This window comes from Pseudomonas sp. PWP3-1b2, assembly GCF_049896045.1.
Lineage (GTDB): Bacteria > Pseudomonadota > Gammaproteobacteria > Pseudomonadales > Pseudomonadaceae > Aquipseudomonas > Aquipseudomonas antarctica_B.
This window is the reverse complement of record NZ_JAFCTN010000001.1, coordinates 52,364-77,454: the sequence shown is the minus strand read 5'-3', so window position 1 is coordinate 77,454 and position 25,091 is coordinate 52,364. Positions and strand designations below refer to the sequence as shown.

Here is a 25,091-nt window from a genome sequence, read left to right as displayed (position 1 = left end):
CGTCAGGTAGAACAGGCGATAAGTATCTTGTGGCGAGCGGGCTTGCCCCGCGTTGGGTTGCGAAGCGACCCTGAAAAGGAAGCATGCGGTGAGTCAGATACTCCTTGGTCGGTGGTGATGGGGCTGCTTCGCAGCCCAACGCGGGGCAAGCCCGCTCGCCACGGATACTTGTCCTTGAAAGGCTGGGGCTTAGAGCGGGGTCATCAGGTCGCAACGGTAGTCCTGCAGTTCTCCGGCAGACCCCAGGTTCAGGTCGGTCAAGGACAGGTGCGTGGTCAGCAGCACCAGGCTGCCATCGGCGCGCGGGGTCATCAGCAGGCTGTAATGGCTCATGAGGTCGGCGTGAGCATCCACGTATTCACGCAGTATTTCCAAGGGGTCGAGCGCGTCGGCATCCGTCGCCGAAAGCGTGCGGGCGGCGTAGGTGTGCCCTTTCAATTGCGTCGGCAACACGCGCCATTGGGTATCGAGGGCATTGGCCTGCTGGCTGAGGGCGTTGAACACGTCCGGGCGCAGGCAGGCGATGTGCACGTGCAACTGGTTCTGGCTGCGCCCGTAGCGGGAATTGATGGCCACCGAGACAAACGCGTCCGGGATCGGTTTTTTCAGGCCGTCGGACAACACGCTGCGGTGCCGCCAGGCCTGGGCGAAGTAATGCGGCAGCAAATGCCGGCCGAGGGCCGGGTCTTCAATGCCGCTGACCTTGTCCACCGGTATCAACAGGTCATGCAGCGGGCCTTTTTGATCCTTGAAGAGCGTGTACCCACGGTCCAGGTCCACCGCCAGGCAAGGGCTGGGGTTTTGCCGCTGCTGCTGGCCGGGCACGCATTGCTGGCTGACGATGTGCCACAGGGCATCGGGGCTGCCCCGCCACTTCCAGATGCCGGCCACCAACAGCCCACAGAACACACCACCAGCGATTGTGAATACGGCACTGCGCTTCATGCAAAAACCTCAACGTGCAGGGATGTCATTTATTGTGTTGCTGCCGACATCCCTGTCGTAAGGGTTAACGTTTTGCGGGGGCCATAAATTCCGGCCCGATCGGATCTTTTACCGTGCTGGCCACGATACGGTCGATATGCGACAAATCGTCGGACGTCAGGTGCCAGCCAAACGCTTCTTCATACCCCTTCAATTGCTCCGGCCGGCGCGCGCCCCACAGGGCGATGGTCGGGCCCTGGTCCAGCACCCAGCGCAGCGCCAGCGCCAGGACCGACTTGCCGTGGCATTCGCGGGCATACATGTCCAGCGCCGCCACAGCGGCCAGGTATTGCTCGAAACGCGGCGCCTTGAACTTGGGGTCGAGCTTGCGCACGTCGTCACCGGCAAAGCGGGTGGCAGAATGCATGCTGCCGGTCAAAAGCCCCCGGCACAGCGGGCCGTACGCCAACACCACCAGCGCGTGCTGCCTGGCATACGGGAGGATGTCAGTGTCGATGGCGCGTTCGAACAGGTTGTACGGTGGCTGCACGGTGGCGAGCGCCGTGTGTGCGCTGAATTCATCCATCTGCGCACTGGAATAGTTGCTCACCCCCACGGCGAGGATTTTGCCTTCGCGGCGCAGGCGCTCAAGGGCCTCGGCGGTCTCCTGTTGCGCCACCAACGGGTCGGGCCAGTGAACCTGATAGAGGTCGATGTAGTCAGTCTCCAGGCGCTTCAACGAATCCTCGACTTCCTTGCGAATATGCTGGGCGGTGGCGTTGCGGCGCGGGGTGCCGTCATCCCATTGCAGGCCAGCCTTGGTTGCGATCACCGCACTGTGGCGCACGCCGCGCAAGGCTCTGCCGATCAGTTCTTCGGACAACCCGAGGCCGTAGACCGGCGCGGTATCGATGAGGTTGATGCCGCAGTTCAACGCATGGCGAATGGTCTTGATCGACTGCTCGTCATCCGCGCCGCCCCACAGGTGGCCGCCCATGGACCAGGTACCGAGGGCAATCCGCGAAACGGCCTTTTGGATGCCGGAAATCCGGATCGTCTCGATACTCATAAAAAAATTCCTCTGCCCACGCTATTGGCCACAAAAGCAATTACTCTAGATCATCCGATGTTGAATAGGGCTCAACGCCCCATTCAACCGAACTCCTGTAAATGAGGCTTGAAATGGCGGCGTTCAATCGTTCCGAATTGGCAGACCTGAATGTGTTCATGGCAATTATCCGCCGTCGCAGCTTTCGCCATGCCGCCCATGAACTGGGGGTGACCACCTCGGCACTGAGCCACACCATGCGCAATCTGGAAACCCGCCTGGGAGTGAAACTGCTCTACCGCACCAGCCGCGCCGTGGAGCCCACCGACGCCGGCAGCCTGCTGGCCGAAAAACTCGCCCTGGGTTTTGCCACGATCCAGGACGGCCTCGACACCCTTGATCTGCACCGTGAAGCCCCCATCGGCCGCTTGCGCCTGAACGTGCCACGGGATGCGGCGGTGTTGCTGCTGGCGCCGATCCTCGGCGAATTCACCGACGCCTACCCGCAATTGCGCCTGGACCTGATCGTCGAAGACCAGATGATCGACATCGTTGCCGAGGGCTACGACGCCGGGATCCGCTACGGCGCAACCGTGCCCCAGGACATGGTCGCGGTAAAGCTCACCGGTGATTTGCGCTGGATCATGGTCGCCTCGCCCGCCTATCTCGCCCGCCGGGGTACGCCGCAGGAACCCAAAGACTTGCTGCAGCATTCCTGTGTTCGCATGTACCTGGGCGACAAGACCACCTACAAGTGGGAGTTGGGCAACGGCGCGCGCCAACAACGCCTCGACGTGCCGGGCCACTTCAGCGCGGCTGACACTGAAACCGTCGTCAATGCCGCGCTGCAGGGTGTGGGGGTTGCCTATTGTTTATCCAACCGCGTGCAGCGGGAACTGGCAGAGGGCCGGCTGGTGGAAGTGTTGCCGGACTGGGCGTGCATCGGCGAGCCGCTGTGCATGTATTACCCGAGCCGCCGCCAGTCGCAGCCGGGCTTGCGCCAACTGATCGACATGATTCGCCGCGAAACCATCGACCCGCAATGAATGGAAACACATTGAACCTGTGCCCGTCGGCTGGCCTCCAAGGCGGATAGACCACGGCCCCCGGTACATGCTCGATGACGTTTATTCTATGGATGGCCGTACTCGGCGCCGTATTGCTGACCCTCGCCCTCACCTCCTCGTACCTGCGCTGGATGCCAGTGACCACCTCGGCGGTGTGCCTGCTGCTTGGCGTGGCCATCGGCCCGCTCGGTGTGGACCTGTTGCACCTGGATATCAAAGACTCCGCACGCTGGATGGAGCACTTGACCGAAGTCGCGGTGCTGTTTTCGCTGTTCGTCAGCGGCTTGAAACTGCGGCTGCCGTTGCGCCATCGCACTTGGCGCATCGCGTTTGGCATGGCCGGGCCGGTGATGCTGCTGACCATTCTTGGCACCTGCCTGGCGCTGCATTACCTGTTTGAACTGTCGTGGGGTGTGTCGCTGCTGGTGGGCGCGCTGCTTGCGCCCACCGACCCGGTGCTGGCGGGCCTGGTGCAGGTCAACAACGCGCAGGACTACGACGCGCTGCGCTTTGGCCTGTCCGGTGAAGCCGGCTTGAACGATGGCACTGCCTTCCCCTTTGTGATCTTCGCCCTGCTGTTTATGCAGCACGGCGGGTTCGACGGCGACTGGCTCGGCGGCTGGGTCCTGAAAAACCTGCTGTGGGCGGTACCGGCCGGGTTATTGATTGGCTACTGGATGGGCCGGGGCATTGGCCGCGTGACCTTGTGGATGCGCATCACCAATGCCGACAGCACGTTGTCACCCAACGACTACCTCACGCTGGCGCTGATTGCCCTGGCCTATGTGGTCGCCGAGGCCGTGGGTGGCTACGGCTTTCTGTCGGTATTCGCCGCCGGCTTGGGCCTGCGACAGGCCGAGTTCAAGTCCAGCGGCAAAGCTGAAATCCCCTCCGAACACCTGGCCTTGCCCGTGGTGGGCCATCTGGAAGTCGAGCCGAAAAATGCCCTGCAAGGCGACACTGCTCACCTGGCGGACACGCAAATTGCGGCCGGGGTGATGATGGGCGACATGCTCGCATTCGGTGGTTTGGTGGAACGCTCGATGGAAGTGTTTCTGGTGACGGTGCTGGGGATCGTCCTGGCCAGCCACTGGGATTGGCGTGCCTTGGCAGTGGCCGCGTTGCTGTTTTGCGTGATTCGCCCGATCAGCGTGTTCGCCATGCCCTGGGGTAGCCTGATCAATCGGCAACAACGCGGGTTGATGGGCTGGTTCGGCATCCGTGGGATCGGCAGCATTTACTACCTGTTTTACGCACTTAACCACGGGCTGATTGGCACCAGCAGCGCGGTGGCGGTGAACCTTACCTTGTCGGTGATTGCCCTGAGCGTCGTCGTTCATGGGTTGAGTACCCAGCCCATGCTGGCCTGGTATGAACGACGCGCCGGGGTGAAAGGTCAGTCCTGATTTTCGGTATTACCGACGTCAGCCGCTTCATCCAGATCATTGAGCGGCACTTCAGCATCGTCCATCAGCGAGCCTGGGTCTTCGTTGCCAGGGTCGTTGAGCTCGTCATCGAGTTCTTTTGACATGTGCGTCTCCTCTAACCGCCTTGGGTATCGATATCGGCATCGGTTTGCGGCTTGGCCTCAGGCTCAGGCTCGAAGTCCGGGCTGTAGTCGTTCTCCTCGGCCTTGGGGTCGGGAGCGGGCGTCGGGTCTTTTGGCGCATCGGCAGCAGTACCGGGGGCCGGCTCGCCGCCGTCGATGGCCGGGTCGTTGCGACCGCTGACTTGGGGATCGTTGTCTGTGCTCATGGGTCACCTCTTCGCAGCGTCTGAAAACGTGTGCTGCGTAAGGTTAAGGTCGCGCGCGGTGGCGTGAAGTTCAAAACACTTACGAGCCTGGGTTATCCACCTGGATATAAAACGCATAGGCACCGAGCACTACCCAGAACACCATGAAAATCCAGGGTGTGCGCACTGAAAACAGCAGGGACTTGCGGTAGCCCTTGTGCGAGGACTCCACCTCGGAAAACAGCGGCGACTCGTCATAGGCCATGCCCATGACAGGCTCACTGCGCAGCAATTCGCTTTGCTTGAAGTGCCAGTGATCAATGATGTCGTACGCTGCGCGGATGCCCGGCCAGGCGTTCAGCGAGCTGAGAATCCCCAGCGCCGCGAGGATTACCGGCACCACTACGGTGAACAGCTTGCCCCATTCCGGGTTGAGATTGCCCATGCCCGAGACAAAGGCGATGACCAGGAACGACTGAGCGGTGAGGTAGGCGTCGGTGCGGTTCGCCAGGATGGAGGTTTCGTACTGGATCTCGCGGCGATAGAAATCGAGGCGGTCCTTGGGCGAGCCGAAAATCTTGGCGGTGTGCTCGCTGTGGTCGGTCAGGGCCGACTCGGGGGTGTCAGGGGAGATGATTCTGGGCACGACGGTGCTCCATACGGGAACGAGTCACGTTAGAAGAAACGGGAGGATGTGAAGTTCAGTTTGTTCGTGCACCAATTTGGAACACGGCATGCACCTGTGGCGAGCCCCTGGCCACAGCAAGCCCCCTGACCACAGCAAGCTCGCTCGCCACAAGGTTTTTTCGGCAGCTCATCTGCCGTTCCGGCACAACCATTGCTTTAACCATTCATCTGCCCGGATTCAGGAGCATTCGTTACCCCCCGACCCAGAGCCGACCCCATAAGAAAGTAAGGACCAGGCCCAGTGGCACCCTGCGCTACGGGCTCATAAAAAAATGCGTTTTTTTTAGCGGCAGTGCCACCCATGCAACGCTGGGCACTGACAAGGTACTGGAATGGCTCGATCTTTCTTTGATGAAATGAATGACGCAGACGGCGCGTGCCGTGAGCACTATCAGGATTTCTCCCGCTGGCTGGCCAACACGCCGCCGGAACTGTTGGCCCAACGGCGTCGCGAAGCCGATTTGCTGTTCCACCGGGCCGGGATCACCTTCACCCTCTACGGTGACGAACAGGACACCGAGCGCCTGATCCCCTTCGACATCATCCCGCGCAGCATCCCCGCCAGTGAATGGGCCGTGATCGAACGCGGCTGCGTCCAGCGCGTGAACGCGCTGAACATGTTCCTCGCCGACATCTACCACGACCAGCGCATTATCAAGGCCGGGATCATTCCCGCCGAACAGGTGCTGGGCAACGAGGGTTACCAGAAGGCGATGGTCGGGCTGGAGTTGCACCGTGGCATCTACTCGCATATTTCCGGGGTGGACCTGGTGCGCGACGGCGACGGCACTTACTACGTGCTTGAAGACAACCTGCGCACTCCCAGCGGCGTGAGCTACATGCTCGAAGACCGCAAGATGATGATGCGCCTGTTCCCCGAAGTGTTCGCCAAACAGCGCATCGCGCCGGTTGACCACTACCCCAACCTGTTGCTCAAAACCCTGAAAAGCTCCAGCCGCCTCGACAACCCCAACGTGGTGGTGCTGACGCCGGGCCGCTTCAACAGCGCGTTCTTTGAGCACGCGTTCCTCGCCCGCGAGATGGGCGTGGAACTGGTGGAAGGCGCCGACCTGTTTGTGCACGACCTCAAGGTATTCATGCGCACCACCGACGGCCCCAAACCGGTGGACGTGATTTACCGGCGCATCGACGACGCCTTCCTAGACCCCAAAGCCTTCAACAAGGATTCGATGCTCGGCGTTCCCGGCCTGGTGGCCGCCTATTGCGCGGGCAATGTGGTGCTGGCCAACGCCATCGGCACCGGCGTGGCGGATGACAAATCCATTTACCCGTACGTGCCGGAGATGATCCGTTTCTACCTCGACGAAGAACCGGTGCTGCAAAACGTGCCGACCTTCCAGTGCCGCAAGCCGGACGAGCTGTCCCACGTGCTGGCGCACCTGCCGGAACTGGTGGTCAAGGAAACCCAGGGCTCCGGCGGCTACGGCATGCTGGTCGGGCCGGCTTCAACTGCCGCCGAGATCGAGGACTTTCGCCAGCGCATCAAGGCGCGGCCGCACGCGTATATCGCCCAACCGACCCTGAGCCTGTCCACCTGCCCCACCTTTGTCGAAAACGGCATCGCGCCACGGCACATTGACCTGCGGCCGTTCGTGCTCTCGGGCAAGGAAACTCGCCTGGTGCCCGGCGGCCTGACCCGCGTAGCGCTGAAGGAAGGCTCGTTGATCGTGAACTCGTCGCAAGGCGGCGGAACCAAGGACACCTGGGTGGTGGAGGGCTGAGTATGTTGAGTAGAACCGCCGCAGATCTGTACTGGATGTCCCGTTACCTGGAGCGCGCCGAGAACCTGGCGCGCATGCTCGAGGTCAGTTATTCGCTGTCGCTGATGCCCCAGGCCGGGCGCAGCGATGGCCTGGACGAACTGGCAATGTCGTTGCTCAGCAGCGGCACCCTCGATAGCTACCTCGAACGCCACAAGCAACTGGACGCCGAGCGTATGCTGCACTTTTTCGCCCTTGACGAAGAAAACCCGGCCAGCATCTACAACTGCCTGCGCGCCGCCCGCGGCAATGCCCACGCGGTGCGCGGGCGTATCACCGCCGACATGTGGGAAAACCTCAACGCCACCTGGCTGGAAATGCGCAGCATCGCCGCCGGCGGCCTGGGGCGCCATGGCATCAGCCACTTCTGTGACTGGGTCAAGCAGCGCTCGCACCTGTTCCGCGGCGCGACCTCGGGCACCATCATGCGCAATGACGCCTACCGGTTCATTCGCCTGGGCACCTTTGTCGAGCGCGCGGACAACACCTTGCGCTTGCTGGATGCGCGCTATGAGATGTTTGGCGAGGAGTCGGAAGAAGTCAGCGACTTGTCGGCCCGTGGTTATTACCAGTGGAGCGCCCTGCTCCGCGCGTTGTCATCGTTCGAGGCGTATACCGAGCTGTACCCGAATGCGCTGAATGCGCGCTCCGTGTCTGAATTGCTGCTGTTGCGCAGTGACGTGCCGCGTTCATTGCACGCGTGCATCGAGGAACTGAGCCATATCCTTGCAGACTTGCCCGGCAGTTACGGGCGCACCGCCCAGCGCCTGGCGGCTGAGTTCGAGGCGCGGCTGCGCTACACCGGTATCGACGAAATCCTGGAAGAAGGCTTGCACAGCCGCCTGACTGACTTTATCGACAATGTGCGCGAACTGGCACGGGCGATTCAAAGCTCGTACCTGGAAATGGTCTGAGTGCAGTGCAGTCACTGATCTGTCAGTTCGGGTGATTGACCCCTCTTCTGTGCCGCTCTTATGTTGGGCAGGTGAAACGCCTTCCCCTCATAAGAACAGGTACAGACCATGTCCGAGTTAAACCTGGCCCCGGCCGCCGCCCACACCCTGCAGCGTTGGCACGCAATGTTGGCCAACCGCGATCTTGAATCCCTGCCCGACCTGCTGGCACCCGACGCAGTGTTCCGCTCGCCCATGGCCCACACGCCCTACCCTGGCGCGCCCGTGGTGTCGATGATCCTCAATACCGTGATCACCGTGTTTGAAGACTTTGCGTATCACCGTGAACTGGCCAGTGCTGACGGGCTTAACGTGGTGCTGGAGTTCAGTGCGCGGGTGGGTGAAAAGCAACTGAAGGGCATCGACATGATCCGCTTCAATGAACAGGGGCAAATTGTCGAGTTTGAGGTGATGGTCCGCCCTTTAAGCGGGTTGCAGGCGTTGGGTGAGGAAATGGGCCGACGGTTGGCGCCTTTCCTGGCCAAAGCCAAATCTCAAGCCTAGTGGAGCACTCATGTGGGAGCTGGCTTGCCAGCTCCCACATTGGGTTTTGTGGTGATTATTGGTTTTTCACCAAGACCGGTTCGGCGCGGTATTGGTCCGGGAACAGCTTTTTGAGCTGCGCCACCTTCGGCAGGTCATTGATCACGATGTACGGGTAGGACGGGTTCTCGGTCAGAAAATCCTGATGATAGGACTCCGCCGGGAAGAACGACTTGCCCATTTCCACCTTGGTCACAATCGGTTTGTCGAACGCTTTGGCCGCATCCAGCTGCGCGATATACGCCTGGGCGACTTTTTGCTGCTCAGCATTCTGCGCGAAGATTTCCGAGCGGTACTGCGTGCCGCTGTCCGGGCCCTGGCGGTTCAGCTCGGTGGGGTTGTGGGCCACGGAGAAGTAGATCTGCAGGAGTTTGCCGTAGCTGACTTGTTTCGGGTCGTAGGTCACCGATACGGATTCGGCGTGGCCGGTATCGCCCTCGCTGACGGATTCGTATTGGGCGGTGTTCGCGGCGCCGCCGTCGTAGCCGGAGACGGCGTTTTTGACGCCCTGAACGTGTTGGAACACGCCCTGGACGCCCCAGAAGCAGCCGCCGGCGAAAACGGCGGTTTGCAGGTTGCCGGACTCGGCGGGCAGGTCCATGGCAGGCGGTGCGATCATCACCGCGTCTTCGGCGCCACCGAAAGAGAACGCCGAGCTTTGGCCGACGAAAGCAGCGAAGGCAAGAGCGGGCAAAATTTTGAGTAGTTTCATCAATGTCACTCCAGTACGCGGTCGACTGTGGGAGCTGGCTTGCCTGCGATGGCAGTGTGTCAGCACCCGATAAGCTGGCTGACCCGCCGCTATCGCAGGCAAGCCAGCTCCCACAGTGATTGGGTTGTCAGGTCAGGAAATCGGGTTAGCCGAAGGTGAAGGCGTAGGCCGCCACATTCGGGTCGAGGAATTCGATACTGAAGGTTCGGTCCTGCACAGCCCCCGGCTGACGCACCAACTGATACAAGCGCTGTTCGGTCACCGTGCCGCTGCCGTCCGGCGCCACATCGGTGCCGTGGGCATCGCCCGGGGCCTGGCCGTCGATGCTGACTTTGAAGCGCACCGGCTTGCCATCTGCGCCAGGGCCCAGCACCAGGTGCAGGTCACGGGCGTGGAAGCGGTAGACGATGCGCCCGCCGGCACCGTCAAGGCTCGCCTGCTGGCCGCCGACGTTCCATTGGCCTTCCAGGGTCCAGTTGTTCAAGGCCAGCTTACCGGCCGCCGGGTAGTTCACCACCTTGTCGGTGGCCAGGGTGCCGGTGGTGACGAAGTTCTCGGCGCGCTGAAAGCCCAGGTAGGTTTCCGGCGACTGCACTTCATTGCTGTCTGGCGCCTGTTGCACGCCTTTGGCGTCGGCTTCGATCAAACCACCGGCAACGTTTTTGGCACCGGCTTCACGCAGCAGTTGTTGGATCACCCGCTCCGACTCGGCGTAATCGCCTTCGCCAAAGTGGTGGTAACGGATCTGGCCCTTGGCATCGGCGAAGTAATGCGCCGGCCAGTACTGGTTATTGAAGGCGCGCCAGATTTTGTAATTGTTGTCGATCGCCACCGGGTAGGTGATGCCCAGGTCTTTCATGGCCTTGGTCACATTGCTGACGTCGCGCTCAAACGCAAACTCCGGGGCGTGCACGCCAATCACAACCAGGCCTTGATCGTGGTACTTCTCGGCCCAGGCTTTGACGTACGGCAACGTGCGCAGGCAGTTGATGCAGGAGTAGGTCCAGAAATCCACCAGCACGACTTTGCCTTTGAGCGCTTCGGCGGTCAGCGGCGGGCTGTTGAGCCATTGCACCGCGCCGTCGAGCGGCGGCAACGCGCCTTCAATCGGCAGCGTGTCGCCGTGGTTGGCGGCCGCCATCATCGCGCCACCGGCCATCATCGCGCCGCCCTTCTGCTCGGGCTTGGCGTTCAACTGGTCGACCAGGCGTTGTTCCAGGCCACCCGTGGAAGCAGTCGACAAGCGTGACAGCACGCCCGTGTCCAGGCCCAGCGCAATGGCCGCCACACCGGCCAGCATCAACGCACCGAGGCCACGGCGCAGCCATTCACCGGCACCGAGGGATTTTTTCATGAAGCCAAAGACTTTACCGCCGACCAACAGGGCCAGGGCCAGGGACGTAGCAGCACCGGCGGCGTAGGCCAGCAACAGCAAGGTAGTGCCGATGCTGGCGCCCTGCAGCGCGGCGCCGGTCAGCACCAGGCCCAGAATCGGCCCGGCGCACGGCGCCCACAGCAAACCGGTGGCCACGCCGATCAGGAACGAAGCGCCCGGACGCGGTTTGGCATCGGCCCCGGCGGCTTCCGACAGGCGACTGCCGGCGGCTACCAGCGGTCGCGTCAGGCGCTCCGACAGTTGCGGCAGCAACAGCGTGAGTCCGAACAGGGCAACGCACAGCAACGCGAGCCAACGCCCGTACTGATTGACTTGCACCACCCAACCGCCGCCCACCGCCGCCAGTGAGGCGACCAGGGCGAACGTCACCGCCATCCCCGCTAACAGCGGCAAGCCACTGCGCATAAACGGCTGCCCGGTGCGAGCGAAGACAAAAGGCAGAACAGGCAGGATGCACGGGCTGACGATTGTCAGCACGCCGCCCAGATACGCGAGAACCAGAAGCCACATGGGATCTTCCCTTATACAAATAAAAATTCATCGGCTTAAGCCGCCGTAAACGTCATGGCTGCGCCGTTCATGCAGTAGCGCAGGCCAGTGGGTGCCGGGCCGTCGTCAAACACGTGCCCTTGGTGGCCGCCGCAACGGCGGCAGTGGATTTCCTTGCGCACCACGCCGTAGGAGGTGTCGGTGTGGCTGGCGACGGCGTTGGCCAGCGGCTGCCAGAAGCTGGGCCAACCGGTGTGACTGTCGAACTTGGTGGTCGAGGAAAACAACGGCAACGCGCAACCGGCGCAGGCGAAAGTGCCGGTGCGGTGTTCGTCGTTGAGTGGGCTGGTGAAGGGGCGTTCGGTGCCTTCTTCGCGCAGCACATCGAATTGTTCGGCGCTGAGCAGGCTGCGCCATTCGGCTTCGGTGTGAGTGACCTCGAAGGTTTCGGCGGCTTCGGCTACGGTGATCATGTTGACTTGCTTGAGTAAGCCGCCTGCCAGGACGGCGACACCCAGGCCGCCACCGGCCAGCAGTATTTGTCGACGTGAGTACATATGTTTCTCCTCAACCCAAAAGTGGATGACTGGCAGCGAACCTTCTGTGGCGAGCAGCAACTCACTGCTTGCGATAACCCATCCTGCGCGTTTGGCGGTCGCGAAATCCTCACGCAGAGTTAAACAATTCGTGATAACTACACGGCTGCAAAACCCGCACAATGCGCAGACTACAAGTGAAGGTTTCTCTACATGGATCAGCCCAAACGTGTCCTGGTGGTCGAGGACGATGCGCACATCGCCGACTTGATCTGCCTGCACCTGCGCGACGAGCAATTTGAAGTGGTGCACAGCGCCGACGGCAACGAAGGTTTGCGCCTGCTTGAGAGAGGCGGCTGGGATGCGCTGATCCTTGACCTGATGCTGCCGGGCGTTGACGGCCTGGAAATCTGCCGTCGCGCCCGCGCCATGACGCGCTACACGCCGATCATCATCACCAGCGCCCGCTCCAGCGAATTGCACCGCATCCTCGGCCTGGAGCTGGGCGCTGACGATTACCTGGCCAAACCGTTCTCGATGCCGGAGCTGGTGGCGCGGGTCAAGGCCCTGCTGCGCCGGGTCGACGCCATGGCGCGCAACCTGAAGATGGACGCCGGCAGCCTCGACCTGGGCCAACTGTTCATCAACCCGCTGACCCGCGACGTCACCCTGCAAGGCCAGCGCCTGGACCTCACCCCGCGCGAGTTCGACCTGCTGTACTTCTTCGCACGCCAGCCAGGCACAGTGTTTTCACGCATGGACCTGCTGAACGCTGTGTGGGGCTACAGCCACGAAGGGTATGAACACACCGTGAACACCCACATCAACCGCCTGCGCGCCAAGGTTGAGGCCGACCCGGCCAACCCGACGCGCATCCTCACGGTGTGGGGCCGTGGCTACAAGTTTGCCGAGAGCCCACCATGAAACTGACCCTGACCCAACGCCTGTCGCTGGTGTTCGCGGTGTTGCTGGTGATTTGCAGCGGGACCTCGGCATGGCTGCAGGTACGCTCCAACCACATGCACGAGCTGGAAGTGGTGCAAGGCCTGTCCCGCGACCTGGCCGCGCACATTGCCCGCGACACCCAATTGATGGACGCCGACGGCCTCAAGCCCGATGCAGTGCGCAACCTGTTCAGCCAATTGATGCTGGTGAACCCGAGCGTCGAGGTGTACCTGCTCGATATCAATGGTCGCGTGGTCGGCAACGCCGCCCCCAGCGGGCACTTGTTGCGTGACCAGGTCGATCTCGCGCCGGTCCGGCGCTTCTTGAGCGGCGCCATGTTGCCGATTCTCGGTGACGACCCGCGCAGCGTCGATGGGCGCAAGGTGTTCAGCGCCGCGCCGCTTAAAGCCAACGGCCAGCAAACCGGCTTTTTGTACGTGGTGCTGCTGGGCGAAGCGCACGACGTATACGACGCCAAGGACGCCACCGGCATGGCGCTGAAAATCGCCCTGTGGTCCATTGGCCTGGTGGCGTTACTGTGCCTGATGGCCGGCCTGATCGCCTTTGCCTGGATCACCCGGCCGCTGCGCCAGTTGACCGACAAGGTCGGCAAGTTCGACATCAACGGCGCGCCAAAACCCGCCCAACCCCACACGCCGGCCCTCGACAGCAGCGATGAAATCGCCGTGCTCGACCACGCCTTTGTGCAAATGGAAAACCGCCTGGGCGAACAATGGCGGGCCATCACCCATCAGGACCAGGAACGCCGGGAGATGGTCGCAAATATTTCCCACGACCTGCGCACACCACTCGCCTCGTTGCACGGTTACCTGGAAACCCTGTCCCTCAAGGACGCCAGCCTGACCCCGCAAGAGCGCCGCCGTTACCTCGGCATCGCCCTGGACCAAAGCCGCAAGGTCGGCGGTCTGGCCCAGTCATTGCTCGAACTGGTACGCCTGGAACACGGTTTTGTGCAGCCCGTGATCGAAGGCTTCTCGCTGCCGGACCTGGTGCAAGACATCTTCCAGAAGTTCGAACTGACCGCCGAAGCCCGTGGCATCACCCTCACCGCCACCCTGCCGCCGCAGGTGCCGACGGTGCTGGCTGATCTGGGGCTGATTGAACGGGTGCTGACCAACCTGCTGGACAACGCCTTGCGCCACACGCCAATGAACGGTGAAGTCGAGGTGATCCTCGCACCCGCAGCCAGTGGCGTGACCGTAACGGTCAGCGACAGCGGCCCTGGCATCGACGCCGAGTTGCGCGAAGGTTTGTTCCTGCGCGCCTTTACCATTGGCGGCGCGCGCCGCGATGGCGGCCTCGGCCTGCGCATCGTGCACCGCATCCTGCAATTGCACGGGCGCAGCATCCAGTTGGTGGACCGCCCAGGCCATGGCGCAACGTTCAGCTTTTGCCTAGAAACCCGAGCATCAGCGCGTTGACCTGCTGAGCCTGCTCGTTCTGGATCCAGTGGCCGCAGTTGGCCAATACATGACGTTCCAGTTGAGGCACCACGTCGGGCATGCGTTTGAGGGTGTGCGCTTCGAACACACCGACCGGGTCACGGTCACCGATCAGGAACAGCGTGGGTTGCAGCACCTGCCGGCCAGCCAGAAATTCGCTGCGCTGCCAGTTGCGCTCGAAGTTGCGGTACCAGTTCAACGGGCCGCGAAAGCCATGTTCGGCGAAGGTTTGCACATAGACGTCCAGGTCCTCCTGGCTGCACCAACCCGGCAACGCCCCCGGCGCGGTGACGCCTTCGAGCAGTGTGGCGGTGGGCGGCTTCTTTTGTAAAAACACGTCCTGATCACTCATGAACAGCCGCAACGTGCGCTCGATGTCAGCGTTCAACTCTTGCTCGGCCACACCGGGTTCCTGAAAATACAGGATGTAATTGAACCGGTCGGCGTACAGCTCACGCATGATTTCAATCACCGGCCTGCGGGCGCGTCCGGCAAACGGCACCGACATCGTCACCAGGCGCATCACGCGCGCAGGCTCCAGCAACGCCAAGTGCCAGGCGATCACCGCCCCCCAATCGTGGCCGACCATCACCACGTGTTCATGGCCAAAATAATCCATGGCCTGCTGGATATCGGCGCACAGGGTCAGCACATCGTAGTCAGCGACTGCTGCGGGCGAACTCGATTGGCCATAACCCCGCATTTGCGGGGCGAAGACCCGGTAGCCTGCTGCGGCCAGCGCCGGGATCTGTTGACGCCAGGAATGCCAGCATTCAGGAAAACCATGCAGCAGCCAGATCGGTTTACCGTCTTCAGGGCCGGCAATGTGGACACTCAATTCAATGCCGTTGACGGCAATCTTTTGCTCGTTCAAGGGGCTCATGGGCGTAGCCTTTCTGAGGGTTTCAAGCAGCGTGCAGGATTGCGCGTGGCGCAGCCAGCATCATTGATGGCAGGAATAACTCAGTCTACCGCCCACCACCGAGGCAATAGCTGGCGCACGCGCGACTCGCCAAAGCGGTCATCGATCAGCATCACCACGCCCTCATCCTGCTGGCTGCGGATCACCCTGCCCGCCGCCTGCACGACTTTTTGAATACCGGGATACAGGTAGGTGTAGTCGTAGCCGGAGCCGAAAATCATGCCCATGCGCGCTTTCATCTGCTCATTCACCGGGTTCAGTTGCGGCAATCCCAGGGTGGCGATAAACGCGCCGATCAAGCGAGCGCCGGGCAAGTCGATGCCTTCACCAAACGCACCGCCCAGCACCGCAAAGCCGATGCCCTGGCTGTGCTGGGTAAACTGGTCGAGAAAGGCCTGGCGCTCGGCCTCGGCCATGCCGCGTGATTGCAGCCACAGCGCCACCTGCGGGTGCCGCTCGGCCATCAATTGCGCCACCTGTTGCAGGTAATCGAAGCTGCTGAAAAACGCCAGGTAGTTGCCGGGCCGTTGTGCAAATTGCCGGGCGATCAGTTCAACGATGGGCTCCAGCGAGGCCTGACGATGCACAAAACGCGTGGAGATTTCATCGACGATGCGCACCTGCAGTTGCTCGGCCTTGAAGGGCGACTCCACATCCACCCATGCGGTGTCGGCCGGCAGGCCGAGCAAGTCGGCGTAGTAATGGCGGGGGCTCAAGGTGGCGGAAAACAGCACGCTGCTGCGCGCGGCGGTCAGCCTGGGGCGGATGAATTCGGCGGGCACCACGTTGCGCAGGCACAGGGTTGACGCGCTGCGCTTGCCGCCGAACTCGCGCTTGCTGATATCAAAGATGAAGTGTTCATTGAACAGCTCGGCCACTTTGACGAATTGCAGCGCGTCGAAATAGAAGGCTTGCAGGTCGCCGCTGAGGGCTTCGGGGTGGTCGTTGAAATAATCGCCCATGGCGCTGGCGCACAGGCTCAAGGCCTGCAGCAGTTTTTCCGGCCGAGTAGCGTAAGCCTGATACGGCGCGAGCTGGTCCTTGTGCAGGGCATTCCATTCGCGGTTCAAGCGTTGCAGGGGTTTCTTGAGCGGCTCGGGCGCGGCGTCGCGCAGGGTCTTGAGACGATACTGATCCAGGCTCGCGCTGTACATCGAGCGCGCACGTTCCACCAGGTTATGCGCCTCATCCACCAGCACGGCGGCGCGCCACCCGTTGAGCTGGGCGAGGCCGAACAGCATGGCGCCAAAGTCGAAATAGTAGTTGTAGTCGGCGACCACCAGGTCGCTCCAGCGCGCCATTTCCTGGCTCAGGTAATACGGGCACACGTCATGGGCCAGGGCTACGTCGCGCAGGTTGCGCTGGTCGAGCAACCTGACGCTGGAAGCGGCTGTGCGAGCGGCGGGCAGGCGGTCGTAAAAGCCTTTGGCCAACGGGCAGGAGTCGCCGTGGCAGGCTTTATCCAGGTGTTCGCATGCCTTGTCCCGTGCGACGAGTTCGAGCACGCGCAGCGGCAACTCGGGGCTGCTGTCGTACAGCACTTGGGCGGCATCCAGCGCCAATTTGCGGCCGGGGGTCTTGGCAGTGAGGAAAAACACTTTGTCCAACTGCTGGGGCGCCAGGGCCTTGAGCATCGGGAAAATCGTGCCGACGGTTTTGCCGATGCCGGTCGGCGCCTGGGCCATCAGGCAGCGGCCGGTGCTGACGGCCTTGTAGACGGTTTCGGCCAAAGAACGCTGGCCGGGGCGAAACGCGGCATGGGGGAACGCCAGGCCTTGGGCGGCGGCATTACGCGCGTCGCGGTGTTGCATTTCGCGCTCGGCCCAGCCGAGAAACAGCGCGCATTGCTGATTAAAAAACAGTTCGAGCTGCGCAGCCTGAAAGCGCTGGTTCAGTAAGGTTTCACCCTCGCCGACGATGTCGAAATACACCAGCGCCAAGTCGATTTCACTGAGCCCCAGCTTCTGGCACATCAGCCAGCCGTACACTTTGACCTGCGCCCAGTGCAATTGGCGGTGGTTGGCCGGCTGGGCGTCGAGGTCGCCGCGATAGGTTTTCACTTCCTCCAGGCGGTTGCTGTCCGGGTCGTAGCCGTCCGCCCTGCCCCGCACCTTGAGCTGCTGGTACTCACCTTCCAGGGCCACCTCGTTCTGATAATGCGCGCTGCGCCGGGACGCGACCGTGCGGTGCCCGACGATGCCTTCCTGGGCGCTGGGTGACGGCGTAAAGCGCAGGTCGAGGTCGCCGACCTTGGCCGTGAACTCACACAGCGCCCGCACGGCGACGCTGTAACTCAAGCGGGTTCTGCCCAGCGCACGTAACACACGGTGACCGGCATCTGGTATTCACCACAAAACTCGAGCCAGCGCAGTTGGTTGTCTTGCAAACGGTCGCCGGGGCCTTTGACCTCGATCATGCGGTAGGTTTTTTGCGCGGGCCAGAACTGGATCAGGTCCGGCATGCCGGTGCGGTTGGCGCGAATATCCAGCAGCAACCGTTCAAACCAATAGCGCAGGTGTTCGGCGGGCAGACACTCCAGGGCTTGCTCCAGCAACTCTTCGCCCAACAGGTTCCAGAACACGAAGGGCGACTGGATGCCCCATTTGTCCGCATAGCGTTGGCGGATGGTGGCCTTGTAGCGCTCATCCTGCAGTTGCTCGAAGCACGCTGCGAACAGGTCGGCGCGGCGCTGATGGAAATCCTCACTGTGCAGGTCCACCGGCCCGCGCTGGAACGGGTGGAAAAACGCGCCCGGCAGCGGCGCGAAAATCGCTTCCCAGCACAGCAGGCCAAACAGTGAATTGATCAGCCCGTTTTCGACGTAATGCACGGGCGCATCCGGCTCACTCAAGTGCGCCTTTACGCAGTATTCCACCGACATCAGCGGCTCAGGGATCGCCAGCGCCAGGTCCAGGCGCGTGACCTCCCGGGGCTTGGTCTTTGGCAGCGCCGGTTCACCCAACTTACGCCGCAGGCGGGGCAACACGCGCAACACATGCTGTGCTTCGGCGGCGCTTTCCGGAGCCTGTTGCGCGGTGCACGCCAGGGCCATGGCCTGGGCATAGTGTTCCTGGCGTTCCAGCACGCGGATCAGCCGCGAGCGCGCGCCGGGGTAGGCACACTGGCGGTAAATCTGCTGCGCCAGATCCAGCTCGGCACTGCGCTCGCAATATTGGCCAACCTGAAACAGCAGTTTGGCGCGACGTTTTTCCAGCCAGGGGTTGTCGGTGTGCAACGTGGCGATTTGCGCCAGCACGCCCTCCAGCGCTTCACCCGCCTCATACGCCTGCTGGCACCCGTGCAGGAACAGAAACCCGTGCACGTCATCGCGGTTACGCAGGCCACGGGATTCGGCGCAGAACTCGACTTTTTCGTAGGTGTAGATGCCCAGGTCAGCCAGTACGAACTCCGACCAATCCTGATAAAGGTTGCCGAAGAACATCAGGCGCAGTCGGTCACACAGGTCCATCACGGTAAGGCTGTACAGCGCATCACTCAACTGCGGGCACCATTGGGCGAAACTGCGGCGGTCGGGGAAGTGTGTCGCCAGCGTCTCCAGCCAATCCGCCTTTTTGCCCTTGGGTTGGTCAATCCAGGGTTTGAACGTCCCGAGAATTTCGCCTTTCTGCAACAGCGTGAACAGCTCGTCAAACGTGAGCAGGCCGCTGTCATCGACCCAACCCAGTTCCACCAACGCCAGCGCGGCCGTGCGGGTGCAGCCAATTTCAAGGTAATTGAGTTTGCTCGCGCGAAAATGCGCACCTTTGCGCATCACCATGCGCACCAGCAACGCCTGGGAGGCCTGGGGCAACCTGTCAAATTGCTGAATAAATCGCGATTCGTCCGCATCAAGCAAATCGGCATAACGCTGCCCCAGCCACGACAGCACTTGGCGGAAGTTATGCAGGTAATACAGGGGGTCGTCGAGTGGGTTGGCCATGTCGCGCGCTGTTCAAGTACTGGTTATGCATACAGAGTGCCGTTGCAACCGTCTTGTTGCAATCGGTAATAGATAAGTGGCGCACGCAACTTTCTGTATAAAAATGATCAGATGTGGGGGTTGATCACGTAACATTTGCTGCTTGCGGCCTATGGCTGCAGGACAATTCAGGGTTAAAGGTAAGGGTTATGAACATGAAGAATTTGGGTCTGCCACTGGTTGCACTCACTTTTCTGGTATTGGCCGGTTGCTCGACGCAAACCGTGGTCACGTTGCAAAACGGCACGCAGTATTTGACCAAGGATTCGCCGAAGACCAAAACAGCTGATGGCTTTTACGAATTCACCGACATCGCTGGCAAGCACTTACGCATCAAGGCCGATGACGTGGCGACGGTACGCAAAGCAGACTGACAACGAAAAAGCCCCGCAAATGCGGGGCTTTTTTTTGGGTCTCAGTCGCAGCCGAATTGGCCTGTTGAGGCCGACACCTTCGTTGTGGCGAGCGGGCTTGCCCCGCGTTGGGCTGCGAAGCAGCCCCAAGGGATGAATGCGGTGAGTCAGGCACTCTTCGGCAACTGGTTTTGGGGCTGCTTCGCAGCCCAACGCGGGGCAAGCCCGCTCGCCACAGGGGGGTGGCTTGTCGCCGGTTCTACCTGGGCTGGCTTTTAATACCGGTAGTACGGGTGGTAATACGGGTGATAGTAGGGATGGTAATAGTACGAATGGTAGTACGGGCGGTAACAGCACGGGCCTGGGTAGGCCGGGTACACCGCACATCCACCAAGCCCCAGCAGTACCAGGGCGCATAGCAATAATCGAAGTCGGGACATACTCAGCTCCTCACATGACGCGCGAACCCTCTCGCGGTTAGTGATTGAACGTCCGAGCCGCTGCAATCCGTCGCCCTGTTCAGTGAAGTTTTATTTACCGAAGGATTTCCTGCGCTGCGCCGTTTAACCGTCAAGCCGCCTTCATCTCTGAAGGCGCAGAACGGAGAACCACTGCCATGGCACGCATGCCCCGAGCACTACGCGCCCTTTTCCTGATCCCTCTGACCCTGGCAGCGCTGGCGAGCGCGCCAGCGTTTGCAGACACCATCATTATTCGCCAGCCGCCACGGGTGGTCGTGGTGCAAGGCCCGCCGCCGCCGGTGTATTACGGGCATTGGGGCTACGCGCCACGGCCTTATTACTACCCGCATCACGTCTACGGATATGGTTATGGCTACCCCCACCGACCGTACTGGCACCGCGGCTGGTAGGGGCTGCGTGTTTTATCAGCTGATGGAAATGCCATCCGCCCACAAGCCGCCATGCCCGACGCCCACCAGCGTCACCGAGTCGGCGCCAAAGGTGAGCACTGTATCGGCGCCGACCACTTTCGCGTGGTCACGCAGTGCAGTGCTCCCCTCCACATCCTTGAACACCAGCTTGTCGCTAGCCTGGTAGCCAATCACGCGGTCATTGCCGAAGTGGCCGCTGAACAGAAAGGTGTTATGCCCACTGTTGTCGCGGATCGTGTCGTTGCCCTTGCCGCCTTCGATCAAGTCGGCGCCCTTGCCACCCTGGATCAGGTCATTGCCGTTGCTGCCGATGATGAAGGTGTTGCCCTTGTGGGGCTCGGCGTTGCGGTTGAGGTCCTGCACCCAAGTGTTGCCCCGCGCCGGATCGGACAGGTTGGCGACGATCACCGTGGAGTCACGGGTCATCTGGTCGTAGAAACCCGATTCGAGAATCCGCGTCATGCCGTCACCATAACCGGTGGGCAAGTGCGAGACCCAGGTTGGCAGGTTGACGATGGAAAACGGCAGCACATTCCACAGCGTCGAGGCGTAGTGGTCGCTGAAATTGACGATATTGTCGGTGGTCGACTCGTGGGGTTTGTCGTGCACACCCAGCGACGACAGATTAAAGGATGAGCCATCCAGCGCGCGGAATACCGGGTCGTTCTCGTAGCCGATGTTCAGCACCTTGTCGCTGGCGCTTTGGGTCGGCGAGGCATAGGCCACGTAGTTGGCGTCCTTGTAGAAGCCCGACCATTTGTGGGTGCTCAAGTCCGCCATGCTGTTGACCGCCAGCCCGCCCAGGCTGTGGCCGCTGACCACCACATCCTTGCCGCTCAGGCCGTGGGCGCTGGCATAGTCAGCGACGTTTTTGAGCAAGCCGCCAAACGCTTCACCGGAATAGTTTTTCGCGTAATCCTTGGGTCCCAGGGCCGCGAGCAAGTCGCTGATCAGGTCGCCGATGGAATCGCTGATCAGGGTTTCCCGAGGTCCCGAGGTACCGCGAAAGCCGATGCCGATTTCCAGCAACGTGCCCGCACCGTCGTACTTGCCCAGCACCTCGACCTGCGCCGTGGTGTAGCCGGCTTTTTCGCCGAAGAAAGTCCCCCGCGCATCCACCTTGCCGGCGTAGCCCAGGGTGCTGGCGCTGATCGGCGTCCATCCGGCTTTGTGCACTGCATCAAGCGCGGCTTTTTCCGAATCGGGGTTCCAGGGAATGCCGGGAATCACACCTTGTGAATCCGTACTGCCGAGCAGCGCACCCACCAGCGTGGCCGGCAAGCCAAGCCCGAGGCCGTTGTGCTGATAGCCTACGGCAAAGCCGTTATCCAGGTTGTGGTAGGAATACAACGTGATCGCCATGGCATCGGCGAACAATGCTTTCGAGCCCTCGGTTCCGAGGTTTTTATAGTCAAAGATACCCATGGTAGTGCCTCTCTTTTGTTGGATTTGTAGAGAAAGCGAAAACACTGATTAGCTTGTTTGGGAACAGGACTTGTGTGGGAGCTGGCCAGCTCCCACACACAGTTTTTTTAGAACGCCCAGTCGAGGCTCAACCCCACCCCGTGTACCTTGTCCTTGCTTGCGAGCAAACCGTTGTAGTCAAAGTTCAGCCGTGCGTCTTTGCTCAACGCCAGGCTCACCCGTGCACCGACCAGCGCCGCATCACGCACCATCGGCGCACTTTCCACCGCAAATGACGGGCCGCCCGAGGCAAACGCCAGGTGCTGCTCCGAATCGGTGCTGCTCAGGTTGTGCTGCCAGCCCAGGGTGCCGGACACTTCAAGCTGCTGATGGTCATTCACATTGAAGGTTTTCAGCGCGCGCACACCCAAGGTGCTCAGCACCACATCGCGGGTATCGTCGTGGCCTTTGAGCGCGGCAGCATCACCCTTCTCGGTGAAACCATCGGTATTGAGGTGCACGTAGGCCAGGTTGGCGAACGGTTCCAGTGCCAGCGGTTGCAGGTTCACGCGGTACGCCGCTTCACCAAACACCTGAGTGCTGGTCGCGTCGACTTTGGCTTTCTGCTTGCCGGCGACGTCGCCGTATTGCAAGTCACGTTTTACGTCACCCCGGTGCCAGCTGTAGGTCGCGCCACCACTCAAACGCAAGGCACCGATTTCATGGCCGGCGTACGCGCCAAAGTGGTAGCTGTCCACCGAGGCACGGCTGTGGGTGTCACTGCCCATGTTCAGCGACGTATCGCTGTAACCCGCCACGACACCGATGCGCGTTGAGTCGTCGAGCGCGCCGTCCACACCCGCGAGCATGCCGCCGATGGACGTGGTGTAGCCCGCCGTGTCGCTGCGGCTATCGGTCTTGCCCCAGGCGCCCAACGCCTTGACCCAGACGTTGCCACGGCTGTCGACGGTTTGGCTGCTCGCGCCCATCTCGCCATTGCGCAGGCGCTCGCCCACGGCTTCACGCACGTAACGGCTGTCGTTGACCAGCGCGCTTTCCAGCGCCGGGTAAACTTCACCGGAGAGTTGCTGGAAGGCCCCTTGGGCCGAGGCCGCCGTCGGCGCCAGCAGCAGGCTTTCATACACCGCGTTACCTGCGCCCAACTGGTCGGCCGCCGCTGCCACGGCACGCTGGTTGGGCGTGGTGGCCACACTGGCAAAGCTGTTGGTGCGCACCACATCCAGCTGCACGCCGGTCGGCGCGTAGTTCAATGTGCCCCCCACAAACAGGTAGTTCGGCACCACCGCCGCAAAGCTGCCGGTCACCCCGCCCGCTGCTTGCAGGATGCTGTACTGACGACCGATCAGGCTCTGCGCCTGGGCATTGGTCAACAGCGTCGGGCTGTTTTCCAGGGCCAGGGTCACGGTGCCGCCGTTGAGCGTGGCGGTACCGCCCGCGACGATGCGGTCGCTGCTTGTCGGCGACAATTCCACCGCATAGGTCGAGCCCGCGTCGAAGGTCACATTGCCCGCCACATTCAGCGTACCGATGGAGTTGCCCGGCGCCACGGTGCCGCCGCTTTTCGCGCTCAGCGAACCGATGCGCCCGGAGCCGCCCAGCACGCCACTCTGGCTGACGGTAACGTCGGAGATGACCGACCCGTTAATCGCCAGCAAGCCCTGGTTGACCAGCGTCGGACCGCTGTAGGTGTTGGTGCCGGTCAGCACCAGCGTGCCAATACCTTGCTTGGTCAGGCCGCCATGCCCGGCGATGTTATTGCTCCACACATCGCGCCCGCAATGCACGTCGGTGCACAGGCGCTGAGTCGGCTTGCCGGCGTCCACCACAGCGCCAACCCCTGGCAAGTCGGCGACAAACTGCCCGCTGCCATACGCACCGTCGATGCGGAACTCGGCCGGAATGTCTTCAGCGGTGACGAACATTCCCGGCCCGTTGACCGCCTTGCCCAGGTTGATCATGCCCCAGCCGTACAGCGCGTCGATGCCCGGTGCGCCCAGGTCAGTGGCGGTGGTTTTGAGCAGCGTGGAGATTTGCTCGCCGCTCATGTACGGGAAGCGCTCCATCAGCACTGCCGCAGCGCCGGCCACATGGGGCGCGGCCATGGACGTGCCGTTCTTGTTGGCCCAGTCATTGGTGAGGTTGTTCAGGTCGGTGCCGTTGATGATCGAACTGAAGATCTTGGTGCCCGGCGCCGACACGCAAAAGCTCGCCGCATAACCGCAGCGCGTAGAGAACGTGCTGATTACGTAGGGATCAGGGCTCGCGGTGTTCGGGTTTTGCTGCAAGGCCGCGACCGACAGCCAGTTCGGCGCGATCTCCGGTACAAAGTACGCCAGGCCCGACATCGCATCCGGGTTGTTCAGGTTGTAATCGTTGCCCGCCGCAAAGATGGTCAGCACGCCACTGCGCGCCGCATCGATTGCCCCCTGATAAGCACCGCCGGCGAGGGTGCCGAGGAGCGGCCGGATGACGTTGAACTGGGCCTGCGCTTCATTCACCGTGAAGTTCGGGAAGGCCGGATCGCGACCACCCTTGGCGTACTGATCGCCGATGCCGATGCCCCAGCTGTTGTTGATGATCCGCGCGCCGTTGGCGACCAGCCCGTCCCAACCGGCCTTGTACACCGCGCCGTCGTTGCCGAGGATGATCCCGTCTTCCGGCCCCGGGTCGCCGTTTTCCGCGGTGATGATTTGCGCGTTGAACGCCACGCCGTGCATCGGCCCGCCATCGCGGTTACCGGCGGCAATCCCGCCGACGTGAGTGCCGTGGTTACCCAACTTGCCGTTGGAGTCTTTGGACGGCGTGCCGTCATACCGGAACGCATCGCCCGCCTTCACCGGGATGTACGGGTCGGTGTACTGGCGAATGCCCTCGGTGACCACTGTCACCACTTTGTTTGGGCTGGCGAATTCCGGGTGCTGGGCGTACACCGGCTGGTCGAAGATCCCCAGCTTCACGTCCTTGCCGGTGTAGCCGGCGGCGTAGGCGTCGTCTGCATGCACCGCGCCCAGGCCCCAATCGGCCTTGAACTCGTTGCTGCGCCAACTCGCGGCGTCGCCCGGTTTTCCGGTTTCCACATAGGGTGCGGCCTGGGCGGTCCCCAGGCTTGCCAGGCAGCACAGCAGCGCGCCGTATGGCACGCAGCTCAAAGCCTTGAGCGGGTAGCCCGGGCCTGTGTGAGTGGCGATAGTTAACCCTGACTTGCGTTTGTTCACGGTGACCTTCCTTAGTTTTCTTATTGC

23 protein-coding genes are annotated in these 25,091 nt (G+C 61.9%); 9 read left to right on the top strand and 14 right to left on the bottom strand.

Annotated elements, in window-relative coordinates; genetic code table 11:
* Nucleotides 1-189: 189 nt before the first annotated feature.
* Both ACP7A2_RS00320 and ACP7A2_RS00315 read right to left on the bottom strand, forming a co-directional pair.
* Nucleotides 190-945: a CDP-diacylglycerol diphosphatase gene (locus tag ACP7A2_RS00320; protein ID WP_426132600.1), complete on the bottom strand. Its 756-nt coding sequence runs from the start codon at nucleotides 943-945 to the stop codon at nucleotides 190-192.
* A 64-nt stretch (nucleotides 946-1,009) separates the two neighbouring features.
* Nucleotides 1,010-1,993: an aldo/keto reductase gene (locus ACP7A2_RS00315; protein WP_426132599.1), complete on the bottom strand. Its 984-nt coding sequence runs from the start codon at nucleotides 1,991-1,993 to the stop codon at nucleotides 1,010-1,012.
* A gap of 113 nt (nucleotides 1,994-2,106) precedes the next feature.
* Here ACP7A2_RS00315 and ACP7A2_RS00310 point away from each other — a divergent pair, with 113 nt between their 5' ends.
* Together ACP7A2_RS00310 and ACP7A2_RS00305 are read left to right on the top strand one after the other, a co-directional pair.
* The gene (locus ACP7A2_RS00310; RefSeq protein ID WP_426132598.1) at nucleotides 2,107-3,018 is read left to right on the top strand and encodes a LysR family transcriptional regulator; all 912 of its coding nucleotides are present in this window, start codon (nucleotides 2,107-2,109) and stop codon (nucleotides 3,016-3,018) included.
* Nucleotides 3,019-3,092: 74 nt separating this feature from the next.
* Nucleotides 3,093-4,445, top strand: a complete 1,353-nt coding sequence (locus tag ACP7A2_RS00305) for a cation:proton antiporter (protein ID WP_426132597.1) — start codon at nucleotides 3,093-3,095, stop codon at nucleotides 4,443-4,445.
* Here the strand turns inward: ACP7A2_RS00305 and ACP7A2_RS00300 are convergent.
* The 3 genes from ACP7A2_RS00300 to ACP7A2_RS00290 all read right to left on the bottom strand — a co-directional run bounded on the left by ACP7A2_RS00300 (nucleotide 4,436) and on the right by ACP7A2_RS00290 (nucleotide 5,419).
* The gene (locus tag ACP7A2_RS00300; RefSeq protein WP_014718417.1) at nucleotides 4,436-4,570 is read right to left on the bottom strand and encodes a hypothetical protein; all 135 of its coding nucleotides are present in this window, start codon (nucleotides 4,568-4,570) and stop codon (nucleotides 4,436-4,438) included. The genes ACP7A2_RS00305 and ACP7A2_RS00300 overlap by 10 nt on opposite strands.
* Before the next feature lie 11 nt (nucleotides 4,571-4,581).
* Complete coding sequence (locus tag ACP7A2_RS00295) at nucleotides 4,582-4,794, bottom strand: hypothetical protein (RefSeq protein ID WP_375064320.1); 213 nt, start codon at nucleotides 4,792-4,794, stop codon at nucleotides 4,582-4,584.
* A gap of 79 nt (nucleotides 4,795-4,873) precedes the next feature.
* Complete coding sequence (locus ACP7A2_RS00290; protein WP_426132596.1) at nucleotides 4,874-5,419, bottom strand: hypothetical protein; 546 nt, start codon at nucleotides 5,417-5,419, stop codon at nucleotides 4,874-4,876.
* A gap of 373 nt (nucleotides 5,420-5,792) precedes the next feature.
* On the opposite strand from ACP7A2_RS00290, the gene ACP7A2_RS00285 reads away from it, so the two are divergent.
* From ACP7A2_RS00285 to ACP7A2_RS00275, 3 genes are all read left to right on the top strand, one after another.
* Nucleotides 5,793-7,202, top strand: a complete 1,410-nt coding sequence (locus tag ACP7A2_RS00285) for a circularly permuted type 2 ATP-grasp protein (protein WP_426132595.1) — start codon at nucleotides 5,793-5,795, stop codon at nucleotides 7,200-7,202.
* A gap of 2 nt (nucleotides 7,203-7,204) precedes the next feature.
* Entirely contained in the window at nucleotides 7,205-8,155 is a 951-nt protein-coding gene (locus ACP7A2_RS00280) for an alpha-E domain-containing protein (protein ID WP_426132594.1), read from the top strand.
* Between the two features lie 108 nt (nucleotides 8,156-8,263).
* Nucleotides 8,264-8,698 (top strand): nuclear transport factor 2 family protein, encoded by a 435-nt coding sequence (locus ACP7A2_RS00275; RefSeq protein WP_426132593.1) that lies wholly within the window; start codon nucleotides 8,264-8,266, stop codon nucleotides 8,696-8,698.
* Between the two features lie 55 nt (nucleotides 8,699-8,753).
* Here the strand turns inward: ACP7A2_RS00275 and msrA are convergent, their stop codons facing one another.
* The 3 genes from msrA to msrB form a co-directional block, all read right to left on the bottom strand.
* Nucleotides 8,754-9,449 (bottom strand): peptide-methionine (S)-S-oxide reductase MsrA, encoded by a 696-nt coding sequence (gene msrA, locus ACP7A2_RS00270; RefSeq protein ID WP_426132592.1) that lies wholly within the window; start codon nucleotides 9,447-9,449, stop codon nucleotides 8,754-8,756.
* Between the two features lie 145 nt (nucleotides 9,450-9,594).
* The gene (locus ACP7A2_RS00265; protein ID WP_426132591.1) at nucleotides 9,595-11,355 is read right to left on the bottom strand and encodes a cytochrome c biogenesis protein DipZ; all 1,761 of its coding nucleotides are present in this window, start codon (nucleotides 11,353-11,355) and stop codon (nucleotides 9,595-9,597) included.
* A 35-nt stretch (nucleotides 11,356-11,390) separates the two neighbouring features.
* Nucleotides 11,391-11,891: a peptide-methionine (R)-S-oxide reductase MsrB gene (gene msrB, locus ACP7A2_RS00260; protein ID WP_426132590.1), complete on the bottom strand. Its 501-nt coding sequence runs from the start codon at nucleotides 11,889-11,891 to the stop codon at nucleotides 11,391-11,393.
* A 192-nt stretch (nucleotides 11,892-12,083) separates the two neighbouring features.
* On the opposite strand from msrB, the gene ACP7A2_RS00255 reads away from it, so the two are divergent.
* Complete coding sequence (locus tag ACP7A2_RS00255) at nucleotides 12,084-12,794, top strand: response regulator transcription factor (protein WP_426132589.1); 711 nt, start codon at nucleotides 12,084-12,086, stop codon at nucleotides 12,792-12,794.
* The gene (locus ACP7A2_RS00250; RefSeq protein ID WP_426132588.1) at nucleotides 12,791-14,257 is read left to right on the top strand and encodes a sensor histidine kinase; all 1,467 of its coding nucleotides are present in this window, start codon (nucleotides 12,791-12,793) and stop codon (nucleotides 14,255-14,257) included. The genes ACP7A2_RS00255 and ACP7A2_RS00250 overlap by 4 nt, the downstream gene beginning before the upstream one ends.
* On the opposite strand, the gene ACP7A2_RS00245 is transcribed toward ACP7A2_RS00250, so the two are convergent.
* The 3 genes from ACP7A2_RS00245 to ACP7A2_RS00235 form a co-directional block, all read right to left on the bottom strand.
* Nucleotides 14,220-15,161 carry an alpha/beta fold hydrolase gene (locus ACP7A2_RS00245; RefSeq protein WP_426132587.1) on the bottom strand — a complete coding sequence of 314 codons (942 nt, stop codon included), beginning with the start codon at nucleotides 15,159-15,161 and terminating at the stop codon, nucleotides 14,220-14,222. The genes ACP7A2_RS00250 and ACP7A2_RS00245 overlap by 38 nt on opposite strands.
* Nucleotides 15,162-15,241: 80 nt before the next feature.
* Nucleotides 15,242-17,497 (bottom strand): ATP-dependent DNA helicase, encoded by a 2,256-nt coding sequence (locus ACP7A2_RS00240; RefSeq protein ID WP_426132586.1) that lies wholly within the window; start codon nucleotides 17,495-17,497, stop codon nucleotides 15,242-15,244.
* Nucleotides 17,494-19,140, bottom strand: a complete 1,647-nt coding sequence (locus tag ACP7A2_RS00235; RefSeq protein WP_426132585.1) for a VRR-NUC domain-containing protein — start codon at nucleotides 19,138-19,140, stop codon at nucleotides 17,494-17,496. Before ACP7A2_RS00235 ends, ACP7A2_RS00240 begins: the two co-directional genes overlap by 4 nt.
* Before the next feature lie 188 nt (nucleotides 19,141-19,328).
* Here ACP7A2_RS00235 and ACP7A2_RS00230 point away from each other — a divergent pair, with 188 nt between their 5' ends.
* A complete protein-coding gene (locus ACP7A2_RS00230) occupies nucleotides 19,329-19,553 on the top strand; it encodes a YgdI/YgdR family lipoprotein (protein ID WP_426132584.1) in 225 nt (74 codons plus the stop codon).
* Between the two features lie 254 nt (nucleotides 19,554-19,807).
* Here ACP7A2_RS00230 and ACP7A2_RS00225 read toward each other — a convergent pair whose 3' ends face one another.
* Nucleotides 19,808-19,972, bottom strand: a complete 165-nt coding sequence (locus ACP7A2_RS00225) for a hypothetical protein (protein ID WP_164487936.1) — start codon at nucleotides 19,970-19,972, stop codon at nucleotides 19,808-19,810.
* 176 nt (nucleotides 19,973-20,148) lie between these two features.
* Here ACP7A2_RS00225 and ACP7A2_RS00220 point away from each other — a divergent pair, with 176 nt between their 5' ends.
* Nucleotides 20,149-20,403: a hypothetical protein gene (locus ACP7A2_RS00220; RefSeq protein WP_426132583.1), complete on the top strand. Its 255-nt coding sequence runs from the start codon at nucleotides 20,149-20,151 to the stop codon at nucleotides 20,401-20,403.
* A gap of 15 nt (nucleotides 20,404-20,418) precedes the next feature.
* Here ACP7A2_RS00220 and ACP7A2_RS00215 read toward each other — a convergent pair whose 3' ends face one another.
* Together ACP7A2_RS00215 and ACP7A2_RS00210 are read right to left on the bottom strand one after the other, a co-directional pair.
* Nucleotides 20,419-21,849: a polyurethane esterase gene (locus tag ACP7A2_RS00215; RefSeq protein WP_426132582.1), complete on the bottom strand. Its 1,431-nt coding sequence runs from the start codon at nucleotides 21,847-21,849 to the stop codon at nucleotides 20,419-20,421.
* A 107-nt stretch (nucleotides 21,850-21,956) separates the two neighbouring features.
* Entirely contained in the window at nucleotides 21,957-25,064 is a 3,108-nt protein-coding gene (locus ACP7A2_RS00210) for an autotransporter outer membrane beta-barrel domain-containing protein (RefSeq protein ID WP_426132581.1), read from the bottom strand.
* Between the last annotated feature and the right edge of the window lie 27 nt (nucleotides 25,065-25,091).

Excerpts from the sequence above, each read along its gene's own strand:
- ACP7A2_RS00320 (WP_426132600.1), bottom strand. The coding sequence starts at position 945 with ATGAAGCGCAGTGCCGTATTCACAATCGCTGGTGGTGTGTTCTGTGGG.
- ACP7A2_RS00280 (WP_426132594.1), top strand. The coding sequence starts at position 7,205 with ATGTTGAGTAGAACCGCCGCAGATCTGTACTGGATGTCCCGTTACCTG.
- ACP7A2_RS00250 (WP_426132588.1), top strand. The coding sequence starts at position 12,791 with ATGAAACTGACCCTGACCCAACGCCTGTCGCTGGTGTTCGCGGTGTTG.
- ACP7A2_RS00255 (WP_426132589.1), top strand. The coding sequence starts at position 12,084 with ATGGATCAGCCCAAACGTGTCCTGGTGGTCGAGGACGATGCGCACATC.
- ACP7A2_RS00230 (WP_426132584.1), top strand. The coding sequence starts at position 19,329 with ATGAACATGAAGAATTTGGGTCTGCCACTGGTTGCACTCACTTTTCTG.
- ACP7A2_RS00295 (WP_375064320.1), bottom strand. The coding sequence starts at position 4,794 with ATGAGCACAGACAACGATCCCCAAGTCAGCGGTCGCAACGACCCGGCC.
- msrB (WP_426132590.1), bottom strand. The coding sequence starts at position 11,891 with ATGTACTCACGTCGACAAATACTGCTGGCCGGTGGCGGCCTGGGTGTC.
- ACP7A2_RS00215 (WP_426132582.1), bottom strand. The coding sequence starts at position 21,849 with ATGGGTATCTTTGACTATAAAAACCTCGGAACCGAGGGCTCGAAAGCA.
- ACP7A2_RS00225 (WP_164487936.1), bottom strand. The coding sequence starts at position 19,972 with ATGTCCCGACTTCGATTATTGCTATGCGCCCTGGTACTGCTGGGGCTT.
- ACP7A2_RS00300 (WP_014718417.1), bottom strand. The coding sequence starts at position 4,570 with ATGTCAAAAGAACTCGATGACGAGCTCAACGACCCTGGCAACGAAGAC.
- ACP7A2_RS00285 (WP_426132595.1), top strand. The coding sequence starts at position 5,793 with ATGGCTCGATCTTTCTTTGATGAAATGAATGACGCAGACGGCGCGTGC.
- ACP7A2_RS00310 (WP_426132598.1), top strand. The coding sequence starts at position 2,107 with ATGGCGGCGTTCAATCGTTCCGAATTGGCAGACCTGAATGTGTTCATG.
- ACP7A2_RS00245 (WP_426132587.1), bottom strand. The coding sequence starts at position 15,161 with ATGAGCCCCTTGAACGAGCAAAAGATTGCCGTCAACGGCATTGAATTG.
- ACP7A2_RS00275 (WP_426132593.1), top strand. The coding sequence starts at position 8,264 with ATGTCCGAGTTAAACCTGGCCCCGGCCGCCGCCCACACCCTGCAGCGT.
- msrA (WP_426132592.1), bottom strand. The coding sequence starts at position 9,449 with ATGAAACTACTCAAAATTTTGCCCGCTCTTGCCTTCGCTGCTTTCGTC.
- ACP7A2_RS00220 (WP_426132583.1), top strand. The coding sequence starts at position 20,149 with ATGGCACGCATGCCCCGAGCACTACGCGCCCTTTTCCTGATCCCTCTG.
- ACP7A2_RS00305 (WP_426132597.1), top strand. The coding sequence starts at position 3,093 with ATGACGTTTATTCTATGGATGGCCGTACTCGGCGCCGTATTGCTGACC.
- ACP7A2_RS00235 (WP_426132585.1), bottom strand. The coding sequence starts at position 19,140 with ATGGCCAACCCACTCGACGACCCCCTGTATTACCTGCATAACTTCCGC.
- ACP7A2_RS00265 (WP_426132591.1), bottom strand. The coding sequence starts at position 11,355 with ATGTGGCTTCTGGTTCTCGCGTATCTGGGCGGCGTGCTGACAATCGTC.
- ACP7A2_RS00315 (WP_426132599.1), bottom strand. The coding sequence starts at position 1,993 with ATGAGTATCGAGACGATCCGGATTTCCGGCATCCAAAAGGCCGTTTCG.